The sequence below is a fragment of the Kosakonia sp. HypNH10 genome (assembly GCF_029850615.1).
Classification (GTDB): Bacteria; Pseudomonadota; Gammaproteobacteria; order Enterobacterales; family Enterobacteriaceae; genus Kosakonia; species Kosakonia cowanii.
Genome location: NZ_JAOTIU010000006.1, coordinates 242,148 through 256,697, shown reverse-complemented (window position 1 = coordinate 256,697; position 14,550 = coordinate 242,148). Strand labels below are relative to the sequence as shown.

13 protein-coding genes are annotated in these 14,550 nt (G+C 56.7%); 7 read left to right on the top strand and 6 right to left on the bottom strand.

Translation table 11 applies throughout. From position 1 onward, the window contains the following. Nucleotides 1-362 precede the first annotated feature (362 nt). Nucleotides 363-1,370 (top strand): HTH-type transcriptional regulator GalR, encoded by a 1,008-nt coding sequence (gene galR, locus N7V53_RS17740; RefSeq protein ID WP_094421936.1) that lies wholly within the window; start codon nucleotides 363-365, stop codon nucleotides 1,368-1,370. A 511-nt stretch (nucleotides 1,371-1,881) separates the two neighbouring features. Here the strand turns inward: galR and N7V53_RS17735 are convergent. From N7V53_RS17735 to lysA, 5 genes are all read right to left on the bottom strand, one after another. Then, nucleotides 1,882-2,331 (bottom strand): GNAT family N-acetyltransferase, encoded by a 450-nt coding sequence (locus N7V53_RS17735; RefSeq protein ID WP_279794287.1) that lies wholly within the window; start codon nucleotides 2,329-2,331, stop codon nucleotides 1,882-1,884. Then, nucleotides 2,328-3,101 (bottom strand): GntR family transcriptional regulator, encoded by a 774-nt coding sequence (locus N7V53_RS17730; RefSeq protein ID WP_023481037.1) that lies wholly within the window; start codon nucleotides 3,099-3,101, stop codon nucleotides 2,328-2,330. Before N7V53_RS17730 ends, N7V53_RS17735 begins: the two co-directional genes overlap by 4 nt. Nucleotides 3,102-3,130: 29 nt before the next feature. Next, the gene (locus N7V53_RS17725; protein ID WP_279794286.1) at nucleotides 3,131-4,558 is read right to left on the bottom strand and encodes a glycoside hydrolase family 1 protein; all 1,428 of its coding nucleotides are present in this window, start codon (nucleotides 4,556-4,558) and stop codon (nucleotides 3,131-3,133) included. 7 nt (nucleotides 4,559-4,565) lie between these two features. After that, complete coding sequence (locus N7V53_RS17720) at nucleotides 4,566-5,903, bottom strand: PTS transporter subunit EIIC (RefSeq protein ID WP_076769149.1); 1,338 nt, start codon at nucleotides 5,901-5,903, stop codon at nucleotides 4,566-4,568. A gap of 241 nt (nucleotides 5,904-6,144) precedes the next feature. Continuing rightward, nucleotides 6,145-7,407 (bottom strand): diaminopimelate decarboxylase, encoded by a 1,263-nt coding sequence (lysA, locus tag N7V53_RS17715; protein ID WP_279794285.1) that lies wholly within the window; start codon nucleotides 7,405-7,407, stop codon nucleotides 6,145-6,147. 121 nt (nucleotides 7,408-7,528) lie between these two features. Here lysA and N7V53_RS17710 point away from each other — a divergent pair, with 121 nt between their 5' ends. After that, on the top strand, nucleotides 7,529-8,455 hold the full coding sequence (locus N7V53_RS17710; protein WP_279794284.1) for a LysR family transcriptional regulator: 927 nt from the start codon (nucleotides 7,529-7,531) through the stop codon (nucleotides 8,453-8,455). Here the strand turns inward: N7V53_RS17710 and N7V53_RS17705 are convergent. Beyond that, a complete protein-coding gene (locus tag N7V53_RS17705; RefSeq protein WP_023480863.1) occupies nucleotides 8,452-9,144 on the bottom strand; it encodes an aspartate/glutamate racemase in 693 nt (230 codons plus the stop codon). The genes N7V53_RS17710 and N7V53_RS17705 overlap by 4 nt on opposite strands. Nucleotides 9,145-9,291: 147 nt before the next feature. On the opposite strand from N7V53_RS17705, the gene N7V53_RS17700 reads away from it, so the two are divergent. The 5 genes from N7V53_RS17700 to N7V53_RS17680 all read left to right on the top strand — a co-directional run bounded on the left by N7V53_RS17700 (nucleotide 9,292) and on the right by N7V53_RS17680 (nucleotide 14,374). Beyond that, a complete protein-coding gene (locus N7V53_RS17700) occupies nucleotides 9,292-9,618 on the top strand; it encodes a cupin domain-containing protein (RefSeq protein WP_023480914.1) in 327 nt (108 codons plus the stop codon). Nucleotides 9,619-10,096: 478 nt separating this feature from the next. Next, a complete protein-coding gene (locus N7V53_RS17695; RefSeq protein ID WP_023480765.1) occupies nucleotides 10,097-10,987 on the top strand; it encodes a sugar ABC transporter permease in 891 nt (296 codons plus the stop codon). Beyond that, the gene (locus tag N7V53_RS17690; protein ID WP_023480718.1) at nucleotides 10,980-11,882 is read left to right on the top strand and encodes a carbohydrate ABC transporter permease; all 903 of its coding nucleotides are present in this window, start codon (nucleotides 10,980-10,982) and stop codon (nucleotides 11,880-11,882) included. The genes N7V53_RS17695 and N7V53_RS17690 overlap by 8 nt, the downstream gene beginning before the upstream one ends. A gap of 12 nt (nucleotides 11,883-11,894) precedes the next feature. Continuing rightward, nucleotides 11,895-13,022: an ABC transporter ATP-binding protein gene (locus tag N7V53_RS17685; protein WP_042711606.1), complete on the top strand. Its 1,128-nt coding sequence runs from the start codon at nucleotides 11,895-11,897 to the stop codon at nucleotides 13,020-13,022. Between the two features lie 62 nt (nucleotides 13,023-13,084). After that, nucleotides 13,085-14,374, top strand: a complete 1,290-nt coding sequence (locus tag N7V53_RS17680) for an ABC transporter substrate-binding protein (protein WP_023481034.1) — start codon at nucleotides 13,085-13,087, stop codon at nucleotides 14,372-14,374. The last annotated feature ends 176 nt before the right edge of the window (nucleotides 14,375-14,550 follow it).

The following is a 14,550-nucleotide window of genomic DNA, read 5'->3' as shown; positions in this document are numbered from 1 at the left end:
AAACGAGGTGTGTCGATTAGCGATTACTGTTACACGGCAGGATAAAAAAAACCTGCGCATCTGCGCAGGTCGGTGTAAGTCGAGTTTGCAACGTAGCGTTGCGCTCACCTATCAATACCTCTGGGATGAACAGAGTCGCATGGTCGGGCCGCCGACAACCAGCGGTCAATCGAAACAGGCTTTCGCAAAGTGTAAGTAAAGGTTCTCAGTGTGTGAATTTGCAACGCCGCGCATGTAACGTTTTCACGATGTGCGCCGCGCTGGCTCACGTTTGCACACTCTGGTAGACGCGCCGCCTTGAACAGACGCCCCTTTTCCGTAACACTACCTGCAGTGTAAACGCTTACCCAGGAAGGTAGAGAATGGCGACGATTAAAGACGTTGCGCGGCTGGCCGGGGTCTCGGTTGCGACGGTGTCGCGCGTGATCAACAGTTCACCGAAAGCCAGTGAAAACTCGCGCCAGGCGGTACAGAGCGCGATGGATTCGCTTAATTACCACCCGAACGCCAACGCCCGCGCGCTGGCGCAGCAATCGACCGAGTCGGTGGGGCTGGTGGTGAGCGACGTATCGGATCCCTTTTTCGGCGCGATGGTAAAAGCCGTTGAGCAGGTCGCCTCCGCCACCGGCAACTTTCTGCTGATTGGCAACGGCTACCACGTAGAAGAGAAAGAGCGTAAAGCGATTGAGCAACTGATTCGCCACCGCTGCGCTGCGCTGGTAGTGCACGCGAAGGTGGTACCGGACGAAGAGCTGGCATCGTTGATGAAACAGATCCCCGGTATGGTGCTGATTAACCGCATTCTGCCCGGCTTCGAGCAGCGCTGTGTGGCGCTGGATGACCGCTACGGTGCCTGGCTGGCGACGCGCCATCTTATTCAGCAGGGCCATACGCGCATTGGCTATCTCTGCTCCAACCATGAGATCTCCGACGCCGACGACCGCCTGCAGGGCTATTACGATGCGCTGAAAGAGAATGGCCTGCCGTGCAACGACAGGCTGGTGACCTTCGCCGAGCCGGACGAGAGCGGCGGCGAGCAGGCGATGACCGAACTGCTCGGGCGCGGGCGCAATTTTACCGCCGTGGCTTGTTACAACGACTCAATGGCCGCCGGTGCCATGGGCGTGCTGAACGATAACGGAATTGATGTGCCGCGCGAGATTTCGCTGATTGGCTTCGATGATGTGCTGGTGTCGCGCTATGTGCGCCCACGGCTGACCACCGTGCGTTATCCGATCGTGACGATGGCGACCCAGGCCGCCGAGCTGGCACTGGCGCTGGCGGAAAACCGCCCGCTGCCGGAGATCACCCATCTCTTTAACCCAACGCTGGTGCGCCGTCATTCGGTGATTGCGCCGCCGGAGAGTTGATCGCAGCGGAGCTGCTGAAACCGTCGGAACCACGTAGGCCGGATAAGCGTAGCGCCATCCGGCATTATCACCGCGGCACCATTGCCGGATGGCGGCTTCGCCTTATCCGGCCTACCAAAACGCAGTTCCAGCGACACCGTTTTGGCTTTTACCTGCGGTATTACAGCGACGGTGTTGACCCCCGCTGAAATCGGCGAACCGAAGCGTGAATGACAAGGTCTGGACGCCATGGATGGCGGACAGAGGCGAACCGAGACAGGATGTCGAGTCGAGCCGGCCGCAGTCAGGCTCGCGGGAGGTGAGCGCAGTGCGCAGCACCGATTTCCTCGCGGGGCCGCGGGGATTGACAAGGGGAGCGCGGCCGCTTCCCTTGTCCCGTTCACCGCATACGAGATTAATGAAACTCCCCAGCGCCTGGTGAACGGAATCATTCCACCGAAGCCACATGCAAACCCCATTGCCGGATGGCGCTAACGCTTATCCGGCCTACACGGTTTCAGCGGCTAAAAACTCAAAGCGCAATACGATACAGATGCACGCTGGTATTCGGGTAATCGAGGCCATCCCCGATATACGCCCAGCCAAAACGCTCATAATAATCCCGGAAGGCGGCGTAGAGGTGCAACTGATCAAAGCCCATCGCTTTTGCCTGCTGCATAACATGGCGCTGTAGCTGCCCGGCCAGTCCCTGGCCGCGCGCACTCTCTTTTACATAGAGCGCAGCAAGCCATGGGTAAAGATCCTGGCGGCTGATCAAATCACAGCGCCACAGCCCGACGGTGCCCAGCAGTTCATCGCCCTCTACCAGCACATAAGTCAGCGGCAGCTGTCCCGGCGTCTGGCTGTGCTCAATAATGCTGGCGAAAAACTCCCGTGACAGCGAGTCGCCAAACTCCTGCCACAGACAGCCAGTCACCTGCTCCGCATGCTGCGGTGCCTCATAAAGCGGCAGAATAGTCACATCAACTTCCCCTGAAAAATCGGTACCGACTCAAACAGATAGCCGTCAAAGTCCGGTGCGTCTTCGTCCGACAGCTCAAGCAGACTTTTTTTAACGTTTTCGAGATGCTGCCACATCGCCTGCCAGGCACCCATCACATCGCGGCGGCGCAGCGCGGCCAGCAGGGTTTGGCGGTCGCCGAGCCACTTCAGGCGGTAGGCGCGGCTGGCGATATGCACGTTGAACTGCTGCCACAGCGGGCTGCTGTCCATGTGGTGCCAGATGCTCTCGACCGTTGCCAGCAGCATCTGGTTTTGCGACGCACCCGCTAGCACCAGGTGGAACATTTTGCTGTTGTCCTGCGAAGTGTCGTTGAGGGCGATGGCGCGCTGCTCCTGCTCGAGGATGCGCCGAAGATTGTCGATATCCGCCCGCGTCGCCATTTTGGCGGCAAAGGCGGCGATATTGCTCTCCAGCAGCTGGCGCGCCTGGAGGATCTCAAACGGGCCGACATCGCTGCTTAAAAAGCGCTCCTCTTCGTTTTCATGGGCCTGAGGAATGCGCATCACATAGACCCCGGAGCCCTGGCGGATATCCACCGTGCCCTGCAACTCCAGCATCAGTAAGGCTTCGCGCACGATGGTACGGCTGACGCCATACTTCTCGGCAATATTGCGCTCCGGCGGCAAGCGCGAGCCAACGGGATAGTGACCCTCGATGATCTGCTCACGCAGATCGTCGCCAATCTCCTGGTACTGTTTTTTCTCCGGCGGGACGACGGCCTTCTCCACGATATCACCTGCACTTATCAGTCGTTGCGCTATCTTACTTCATCATCAAGGGTCAGGGTCAACTGACGCTCATCCCTGAGTTTACGAAACCAGCCAAGAGACTTTTTCGGCCTGCGGTCGCGGTTATGTTGCAGGTCGATCTCCACCAGCCCATAGCGGTTTTTGAAGGCATTCATCGGCGAGACATTATCGGTAAACGCCCACAGCATATAGCCCTGGCAGTTTGACCCCGCTTCTTTCGCGCGCAGCGCCTGGTAGAGATGCGCGGCGATAAAGTCGATGCGGTAATCATCCTCAATGGTGCCCTGCGCGTTGCGAAACCGACCTTCATTCTCAATGCCCATGCCGCTTTCCGCCACGAACCACGGAATATTGCCGTAGTGGTTTTTAAGGCGCATCGCCATATCAAAAACGATCTCCGGCAGGATCTCCCAGCCGCGCGAGGTGTTCATCTTGCGCCCCGGCAGCTCAAACGGCTCGTAATAGTAAGCCGGGTGGAAAGGCGTTTCCGGGTGCCAGGCGCGGGACGGGGCTTTGACGCGGTGCGGATAGTAGAGGTTAATCCCCAGCTCATCGACGGTGTTATCGCGAATAATCGCCAGTTCCTCGTCGCTGTACTCCCACTTCACCCCATGTTTCTCCAGCAGCGCCAGCAGCTCCGCCGGGTAGTGCCCTTTGACCATTGGATCGAGAAATACCCGGTTGTAGAAGAGATCGTAACGCTCCGCCGCCAGCAGATCGTGCGGCGCGCACGAACGCGGGTAGGTCACCTCCGGGTTGAGAATGCAGCCGACGCTGCCCTTGTACCCCTTCTCACGAAACAGCTTCACCACTTTCGCGGTGGCGAGGTTCTTATGGTGGTTCCACTGCATCCAGGTCGAGGTGTTCTGCTCATAGGGCCAGCGCAGCGCGTCAAGGTAGACGCGGGTCTGCACCACAATCGGCTCATTAAAGGTGAACCAGCGCGTCACCTTCTGGTGGTAGCGCGCAAACACCTTTTCGACATAGAGCAGGTAGAGTTCGACCACTTTTTTCGACGCCCAGCCGCCGTAGGTTTCCAGCAGATAACCGGGCAGTTCATAGTGTTCAAGGCAGATCATCGGCTCGATGCCGTGGCGCGCCATCTCAGCAAACAGTTCGTCGTAGTAAGCGGCGTAGCGCTCATCCACCACGCCATTTTCATAATCGGTGAGAAAACGCGACCAGTTGATGGAGGTGCGGTAGTGGGTTAAGCCCGCCTGCTTCATCAGCTGCACGTCTTCGCGAAAGCGCTGGTAGAAGTTGGTCGCCACCGCCGGGCCGTAGCCCTGGTGCCAGACGTGACGATCGTTTTTGTACCAGAGATCGGGCCACGAATCCTGGCCCTCGCGTTTGTCTTTCCACCCCTCCGTTTGCCAGGCCGACGCGGCGGCACCGAGGATAAAGTCGGGCGGGATGGTGACGGTTTTCGTGCTCATAACGTCCTCATACTTTTGGCGTTGAAGAGGTGGCTTCCGCTTGCAGCTGCGCCTGCTCGGCGCGGCGTGAGGCAATCTTCACAAACGGCAGATAGATGATGATGGCGGTCAGGATGCAGATAAGCTGCGTGATCACCGCCCCCATCGATCCGGCGGTGGAGAGCCAGGCATTGATCAGCGGCGGCGTGGTCCACGGCACCATCACCACTGCCTTACCGGCAAAGCCGCTGGCAGTGGCGAAGTAGCCAATCGAGCCGGTCACCAGCGGCGTGATAATAAAGGGGATCGCGAGGATCGGGTTGAGCATGATCGGCATACCGAAAATCACCGGCTCGTTAATGTTGAAGATCCCTGGGCCTATCGACAGCTTGGCGATCTCCTTCATCTCTTTGCGCTTGGTGGCGATCATCACCGCCACCAGCAGGCCGATGGTCAGCCCCGATCCGCCGATGCTCATATAGACATCCCAGAACGGCATGGTGATGATGTTCGGCACCTCTTTGCCCTGCTCAAAGGCGCTCATATTGACGGTGATCGCCCCCAGCAGCAGCGGTTCGCGGATCGGTTTGATCATCTGGTTACCGTGAATACCAATCACCCAGAAGAGTTGCGCGACAAACATCAGCAGCAAGATCCCCGGCAGGCTCTGCACCACCCGCTCCAGCGGCTGCTGCACAACCTGATAAACAGCGTCATAGAGATACATGCCGGTCAGCTGGTGGAAAATAAAGCCGAAGGTGGCAATGGCGGTGGTGGTAATGATCGCCGGGATCAGCGCGGAGAATGAGGCGGAGACGTTAGGCGGCACGGTGTCCGGCATCTTGATCTTCAGCCCTTCGCGCGTCTCCAGCCAGCAGTAAATTTCCACCGACAAAATGGCGATAAACATGCCGAGGAACAGGCTGCGGGTATCAGAGAACTGGCGCAGCAGCACATCTTTCACCACGTGCATCTGGCCATCGACCAGCATTTCAACGGTGGTCGGCGTCACGCAGATAAAGCAGATCACCGCCAGCAGGCCGGGAAAGAGCGTGCGGATACCGTTGATTCGCCCCAGCTCGATACCGATTAAGAACACCGCGCCGATATTAAGGAAGTTAAGGGTGGCGTAGTTGATGGCGCTGGTAATCGGCTTGAGCGCCGCCAGAAAGGAGAGCGACTGGAAGCTGGCAAGCCCGTTTTTCGGATCCAGCACCATGTTGGAGATCAGCACAGAGAAGGCGCCGACAATGATCACCGGCATCAGGGTAATAAATGAGGCCTTGATGGCCATGATGTAGCGATAGCTGTTGAATTTCGTCGCGAAACTCCCCAGCGAATCGATGAGCTTTTCTTGTAGGGCCATGAGTTAACACCTCAGTAAAGGAGCTTTTTTATCGATGCAGGGATACCGCTGTCGTCCCATTTGGCATACCAAAAATAGTCACGCCCGGCGAAAAGTTCTGTGATGCGCCTCGCACCTCCCTATCTGGTATTCCAAAAATGCGGCACAGCGCGCATTTGGCATACCACCTTACGATTTGCAGGGATTTACGGGAAAAAGGAGGGGCGATCCCGCTATTTACAGGCGGGATCGTTAATCAGGTTCAGAACTGCTCGAGGCCGATCAGCTCTTCAATGGTCTGACGACGGCGGATCAGGCGCGCCACGCCGTTATCAAACAGCACTTCCGGCAGCAGCGGGCGGCTGTTGTAGTTTGAGGACATCGACGCGCCATACGCACCGGTATCATGGAGGACTAAATAGTCCCCCGCTTTCACTTCCGGCAGCGGGCGCGTTTCCACTTTGCCGCCCTCTTGCTGGGTAAAGACATCGCCCGATTCGCACAGCGGACCGGCAACCACGGTGTCGATACGCGCCGCGTTGCGCAGATCGCGCCCGTCGGCGGCCAGCGCCGTAATGTGGTGATAGCTGCCGTACATCGCCGGGCGCATCAGATCGTTAAACCCGGCGTCGATCAGCACAAAGTGGCGGCTGCCCATGCTTTTTACGCTGCGCACCTGGGAGATCAGCACGCCCGACTCCGCCACCAGAAAGCGCCCCGGTTCGATCTCGAGTTTCACCGCATGGCCGAGATGCTGCGCGATTTTCTCCCGCGCGGCGTTCCACAGGCCGTAGTAGTGCGCGGTATCAACCGGCTCTTCGCCTTCGTGATAAGGAATCGACAGGCCGCCACCGGCAGAGATAGCCGGCAGATCCTGACCAAAGTCGATCACCTGCTGCACCATCGCGCCGCACACCTGCTCAAGGTGACCATAATCGACGCCGGAGCCGATGTGCATGTGGATGCCCGCCAGTTGCAGGCCGTAACGCTGCATCACCTCCAGCGCCGCGCCCATGTCGCTATACCAGATACCATGTTTGCTGTTCTCACCGCCGGTGTTGGTTTTCTGGCTGTGACCGTGACCAAAACCGGGGTTAACGCGCAGCCAGACGCGGTGGCCTGGCGAAACGGCACCGAGCTGCTCGAGCATATCCACTGAACCGGCGTTCACCGCGATGCCCAGTTCGCTGACGCGGGCGATAGTCGCCTCATCCAGCACATCGGCGGTAAAGACAATATCGTCCGGGTGTGTTTTCGGATCATAACCCGCCGCCAGCGCACGCTCGATTTCGCCCAGCGACACCGAATCCACCTTCACCCCCTGCTCGCGCATCAGGCGCAGAATATGAATGTTAGAGCAGGCTTTCTGGGCAAAACGGATGACGTCAAAGTCGCTCAATTTGGCGATCTGCTCGCGAATGATTTGCGCATCGTAAACCCATACCGGGCAGCCAAATTCCGCCGGCAGTTGCAGCAGGTTGGCGGCGTTGAGGTCGGTTTCTGTCTGGTGTAGCGAGCGTGGCATAACAACTCCGTCAGCAATCTTTTTTATGATTACGCCACAGGTCAGAGCGAATAAAAAATATCGTTTTGTCGCGAGGCTATGCAAAAATGATATGGATAACGTTCTGCAACCGGATCATCTAATGCCCGCTGTTAACCTGCGCCATATCGAAATTTTTCATGCCGTGATGACCACCGGCAACCTTACCGAGGCCGCTGCGATGCTGCACACCTCGCAGCCGACCGTCAGCCGGGAGCTGGCGCGCTTTGAAAAGGTGCTGGGTCTGACGCTGTTTGAGCGCTCGCGCGGGCGGCTGCACGCCACGGTGCAGGGGCTGCGGCTGTTTGAAGAGGTGCAGCGATCCTGGTACGGGCTGGACAGGATCGTCAGCGCGGCGGAGAGCCTGCGCGAGTTTCGCCAGGGGGAGCTGTCGGTCGCCTGCCTGCCGGTCTTTTCGCAATCCTTCTTACCGCTGCTGTTGCAGCCCTTCCTCGCCCGCTACCCGGACGTCAGCCTTAATATTGTGCCGCAGGAGTCGCCACTGCTGGAGGAGTGGCTCTCGGCGCAGCGCCACGATTTGGGCCTCACCGAAACGCTCTCGACGCCCGCAGGCACCGAGCGCACGCCGCTGCTGACCTGTAATGAAGTGTGCGTGATGCCAGAGGATCATCCGCTGGCGCAGAAAAGGGTGCTGACACCGGCGGATTTTCAGGGGGAGAACTACGTCAGTTTGTCGCGTACGGACAGCTATCGTCAGCTGCTTGATGCCCTGTTCAATGAGCATCAGGTGAAGCGCCGCATGGTGCTGGAAACCCACAGCGCGGCGTCGGTCTGCGCGATGGTGCGCGCCGGGGTCGGCATTTCCGTGGTGAACCCGCTGACCGCTCTCGACTATGCCACCAGCGGCGTGGCGGTGCGGCGCTTCAGCATCGACGTGCCCTTTACCATCAGTCTGGTACGCCCGTTGCACCGCCCGGCATCGGCGCTGGTCGATACCTTTGCCGAACATATGCAGGCAGCCATGCCGCGAATTACCGCGCCGCTGGCCGCCATGCTCGGCGAGGATTAAGAGAGCATAAAATCGACCGCGGCAGCAGCATGCAGCGCGGCCGTGTCGAACACCTTAATCGGGCTGTGGGTTTCAGGCAGCAGCAGGCCGATTTCGGTACAGCCGAAAATCACCCCTTCCGCCCCTTCGCTCGCCAGCTGTTTGATCACATTCATAAAGTAGTAGCGCGATTCATCGCTGAAGGTGCCAAGGCAGAGCTCATCAAAGATGATCTCATTGATGCGCTGGCGATCTTCCGGGCCGGGCACCGTGGTTCTGATGGCGAACTGCTTCTCCAGCCGCCCGCGATAGAAATCCTGCTCCATGGTGTAGCGTGTACCCAGCAGCGCAACATTGCGCAGCCCGGCGTTCTCAATGGCGTGGCCGGTTGCGTCGGCAATGTGCAGGAAAGGGATCTGGCAGCGCTCCTCAATTTGCCCCGCTACTTTGTGCATGGTGTTGGTACAGAGCACAATCGCCTGCGCCCCCGCCTGCTCAAGACCCGCCGCCGCCTGGCCGAGGATATCTCCGGCTTTATGCCACTGCGCGGTGGCCTGGCAGGTTTCAATCTCGTGAAAATCGAGGCTATGCAGCAGCAGGCTCGCGGAGTGCAAGCCGCCCAGGCGTGCTTTAACGCCCTCGTTAATCAGCCGATAGTAGGGAATGGTCGATTCCCAGCTCATGCCGCCCAGTAGTCCAATTGTTTTCATCGCCTTTCTCCGTCTCGTTCTCGCGCAATCATGCAAAGTTGTGATCGACTTTCAACTTCTCCGGCCCGGCGTTTATTTTTCCGCCACCGTGAGATAAATTATTTAAAACATTGTTTCACTATCTCTTACCGACTACAGGACAGCCCGATGTTTATCTTTCATAAAGACACGCAACTTGACGACCTGGGCAACGGCGTCACGCGCCGTATTCTCGCCCATGGCGGCAAAATGATGGCGGTTGAAGTTATGTTCGAACAGGGCGCTGTCGGCCCGATGCATAACCACCCTCATGAGCAGCTCACCTATGTTTTATCCGGGGAGTTCGAATTTACCATCGGTGATGAGAAACATATCGTCACCGCAGGCGATACACTTTACAAGCAACCGCACATTATGCACGGCTGCGTCTGTCTGAAGCCGGGCACCCTGCTCGATACCTTCACGCCGATTCGCGAAGATTTTCTGCAATCCTGAATTTCTGAGAAGTGAAAAGCGCCTCCTGCCACGGAGGCGTTTTTATTTCTGCGCCATTAATAATCCTTCGCCAGATAATGGTTGAAATATTGAATGATTTCACCGCGCGATATTTTCTCCGGCCCTTTCCCTTGCCGCAATAACCCCTTTTTATTTACTGAAAAGCCCGCGTTTTTTACCTGAAAATGACTGCCAAATCACTTTATTGAAACATCGTTTCGACTTCGATCACATTTCAGCAATTTAGCGAATGACGGCACCTTTAAACACAATAAAATATTTTAAAACGATGTTTTACAATTCAAGAACGCAAGTTCAGAGGATTTTAAAACCCGGAATAATGCCAATAATTTCCGGCAGTTACAGATTCAAAACGCTTTGATTTCATTAAGTATTGTGATCTAACGCACCCTTTATTGCGTGAAAGGGCGGCGGCTCTCCGAATCCGAATTACACATTGCTCGCCAGGTAGGTATCTATGAATGAAAACAGACTACTGGGATTGGCCTGGATATCACCTTACATAATAGGGTTGATTGTCTTTACCGCTTTCCCGTTCATCTCATCCTTCTTTCTCAGTTTCACTGAGTATGATCTGATGAGCCCGCCGGTATTTAATGGCATCGAAAACTACCGCTACATGTTTACTGAAGATACCCTCTTCTGGAAATCGATGGGCGTGACGTTTGCTTATGTCTTTTTAACCATTCCGCTGAAGCTGGCCTTTGCGCTGGGCATCGCCTTTGTGCTCAATTTTAAATTGCGCGGCATCGGCTTTTTCCGCACCGCGTACTACATCCCGTCGATCCTCGGCAGCTCGGTTGCTATCGCGGTGTTGTGGCGCGCGCTCTTCGCCATCGATGGCTTGTTAAACAGCTTTATCGGCGTCTTTGGCCTTGATCCTGTTAACTGGCTCGGCGAGCCGTCGCTGGCGCTGATGTCGGTGACGCTGCTGCGCGTCTGGCAGTTCGGCTCGGCGATGGTGATCTTCCTGGCGGCGCTGCAAAACGTTCCGCAGTCGCAGTATGAAGCGGCGATGATCGACGGTGCCAGCAAATGGCAGATGTTTACGAAAGTGACCGTGCCGCTGATTACGCCGGTGATCTTCTTCAACTTCATCATGCAGACCACGCAGGCGTTCCAGGAGTTTACCGGCCCGTATGTGATTACCGGCGGCGGCCCGACCTACTACACCTATCTCTTCTCGCTCTACATCTACGACACCGCGTTCAAATATTTCGATATGGGTTACGGCGCAGCGCTAGCCTGGGTGCTCTTCCTGGTGGTGGCGGTCTTTGCCTCTGTCGCCTTTAAGTCCTCGAAGTATTGGGTCTTCTACTCTGCCGATAAGGGAGGCAAAAATGGCTGATGTTCAACACCTTACGCCGGGCATGAAAGAGGCTGAACGTGAAGTGGCGCGCACCCTGCGCCGCGAGAAAATCAGCGCCTGGATCCGCTACACGATCCTGCTGCTGGTCGGCCTGCTGATGCTCTACCCGCTGGCGTGGATGTTCTCGGCGTCGTTCAAACCGAACCATGAGATCTTCACCACCCTCGGGCTGTGGCCGAACCACGCGACCTGGGACGGTTTTATCAACGGCTGGAAAACCGGCACCGAATACACCTTCGGCCATTACATGCTCAACACCTTTAAGTATGTGATCCCGAAAGTGATCCTGACGATCATCTCGTCAACGGTGGTGGCGTACGGTTTTGCGCGCTTTGAGATCCCATGGAAGAACTTCTGGTTCGGCACGCTGATCGCCACCATGCTGCTACCGAGCACCGTGCTGCTGATCCCGCAATACCTGATGTTCCGTGAAATGGGCATGCTCAACAGCTATATGCCGCTCTACCTGCCGCTGGCCTTCGCCACGCAGGGCTTCTTCGTCTTTATGTTGATTCAGTTTTTACGCGGCGTGCCGCGCGATATGGAAGAAGCGGCGCAGATCGATGGCTGTAACTCGTGGCAGGTGCTGTGGTACGTGGTGGTGCCGATCCTGAAACCGGCGATTATCTCCGTGGCGCTGTTCCAGTTTATGTGGTCGATGAACGACTTTATCGGGCCGCTGATCTACGTCTACAGCGTAGATAAATACCCCATCGCGCTGGCGCTGAAAATGTCCATCGACGTGACCGAAGGCGCACCGTGGAACGAAATTCTGGCAATGGCGAGTATCTCCATTCTGCCGTCCATCATTGTCTTCTTCCTGGCACAGCGCTACTTCGTACAGGGCGTCACCAGCAGCGGAATCAAAGGTTAAGAGGGAAGTATCATGGCTGAAGTAATTTTCAACAAACTGGAAAAGGTCTACTCCAACGGCTTCAAAGCGGTACATGGTATCGACCTGAAAATCGCCGACGGTGAGTTTATGGTGATTGTTGGCCCCTCCGGCTGCGCCAAATCGACCACTCTGCGCATGCTGGCCGGGCTTGAGACCATCAGCGGCGGCGAAGTGCGCATCGGCGAGAAGATTGTCAACAACCTCGCGCCGAAGTCGCGCGGCATCGCCATGGTGTTCCAGAACTACGCGCTCTACCCGCATATGACCGTGCGCGAAAACCTCGCCTTCGGCCTGAAGCTGAGCAAAATGCCGAAAGATGAGATCGCACGCCAGGTAGATGAAGCGGCGAAAATTCTCGAACTGGAGGAGTTAATGGATCGTCTGCCGCGCCAGCTCTCCGGCGGCCAGGCGCAGCGCGTGGCCGTTGGCCGTGCGATTGTGAAAAAACCGGATGTCTTCCTGTTTGACGAGCCGCTCTCCAACCTTGATGCCAAGCTGCGCGCCTCGATGCGCATCCGCATTTCGGATCTGCATAAGCAGTTAAAAAGCTCCGGTAAACCGGCGACCACCGTTTATGTGACCCACGATCAGACCGAAGCGATGACCATGGGCGACCGCATCTGCGTGATGAAGCTCGGCCATATCATGCAGGTCGATACGCCGGATAACCTCTATCACTTCCCGAAAAACATGTTCGTCGCGGGCTTTATTGGCGCGCCGGAGATGAACATCAAACCGGCGAAAATTGTGCAGAAAGAGGGTTCCCTGCACATTACTGTCGGCCAGGAGACGCTGGCGCTTAACGCTCATCAGCAGGAGAGAGTCGCGGCTTATGCCGACAAAGAGGTCTTCTTTGGCGTGCGTCCGGAGTTTGTCTCGGTCTCCGATGAACCTTTCAGCGACGACTGTGGCGCGGGCGATCTGGTGCGCGTCGAGAACATGGGCCACGAGTTCTTCGTCTACCTGAAAGTCGCCGACTATGAGCTGACCGCCCGCATTCCCTCTGATGAAGCCAGGCCGTTGATTGCTAAGGGGCTGCACCGGAAGGTCTACTTTAAGTTCGACATGAATAAGTGCCACATCTTTGACGCGAAAACGGAACAGAACATCTCTCTATAGCTAAAAACATGCGGGCCGCGTCCGGCGGCCTCAGCGTGACCTACATAAACTGGAGTATAAAAATGAAAAAAGTGCTAATCGGCGCAGCTATCTCCGCAACCCTGGGCATGTGCGCTGTACCCGCCACCGCCGCTGACAATGTTGATTTGCGTATGTCCTGGTGGGGCGGCAACGGTCGTCACCAGGTCACCTTAAAAGCGCTGGAAGAGTTCCATAAACAGCATCCCGATATTACCGTGAAGTCCGAATATACCGGCTGGGACGGGCACCTCTCCCGTCTGACCACGCAGATCGCCGGCGGTACCGAGCCGGATGTAATGCAGACCAACTGGAACTGGCTGCCGATCTTCTCGAAAAACGGCGAGGGTTTTTACGACCTGAACCAGGTGAAAGATATTATCGATCTTAGCCAGTTCGACGCTAAAGAGCTGCAAACCACCACCATTAACGGCAAGTTAAACGGGATTCCTATCTCGGTCACCGCGCGTGTCTTCTACTTCAACGACGAGCAGTGGAAAAAAGCGGGCGTCAGCTTCCCGAAAACCTGGGACGAACTGATGGCGGCGGGCAAAACCTTTGAGAGCAAGCTGGGCAAACAGTACTACCCGGTGGTGCTGGAGCACCAGGATACGCTGGCGCTGCTCAACTCTTATATGGTGCAGAAGTACAACATTCCGGCCGTTGATGAAAAGACTAAGAAGTTCAGCTACAGCAAGGAGCAGTGGGTTGAGTTCTTCCAGATGTACAAAAAGCTGGTCGACAGCCACGTGATGCCGGATTCGAAATACTACGCCTCGTTCGGTAAGAGCAACATGTATGAGATGAAGCCGTGGATCGAGGGCGAATGGGGCGGCACCTATATGTGGAACTCCACCATCACCAAATACTCCGACAACCTGAAGCCACCGGCCAAACTGGTATTGGGCGACTATCCGATGCTGCCAGGCGCGACCGATGCAGGGCTGTTCTTTAAACCGGCGCAGATGCTGTCGATTGGTAAGTCGACCAAACATCCGAAAGAGGCGGCGCAGGTGATTAACTTCCTGCTCAACAGTAAAGAGGGTGTGCAGACGCTGGGCCTTGAGCGCGGTGTGCCGCTGAGCAAAGTGGCGGTTGAGACGCTGACCGCCAGCGGGGTTATCAAAGAGGAGGATCCGGCGGTCGCGGGCCTGCGTCTGGCGCAGTCGCTGCCGGCAAAACTCTCCGTGTCGCCATATTTTGACGATCCGCAGATTGTGGCGCAGTTTGGTACTGCGATTCAGTACATCGATTATGGCCAGAAAACCGTTGAAGAGACCGCGACCGACTTCCAGCGCCAGGCCGAGCGTATCCTCAAGCGTGCCATGCGTTAATCAGGTAAAAAGTCGAAGCTGTGAGATTTTGTAGGCCGGATAAGCGTTTACGCGCCATCCGGCAAAAAAATGCCCGGTGGCGCTGCGCTTACCGGGCCTACGAATGCAGTTTCATTGATGCTGTGGCAACAATATGCCCGGTGGCGCTACGCTTACCGGGCCTGGGAATGCGGTTT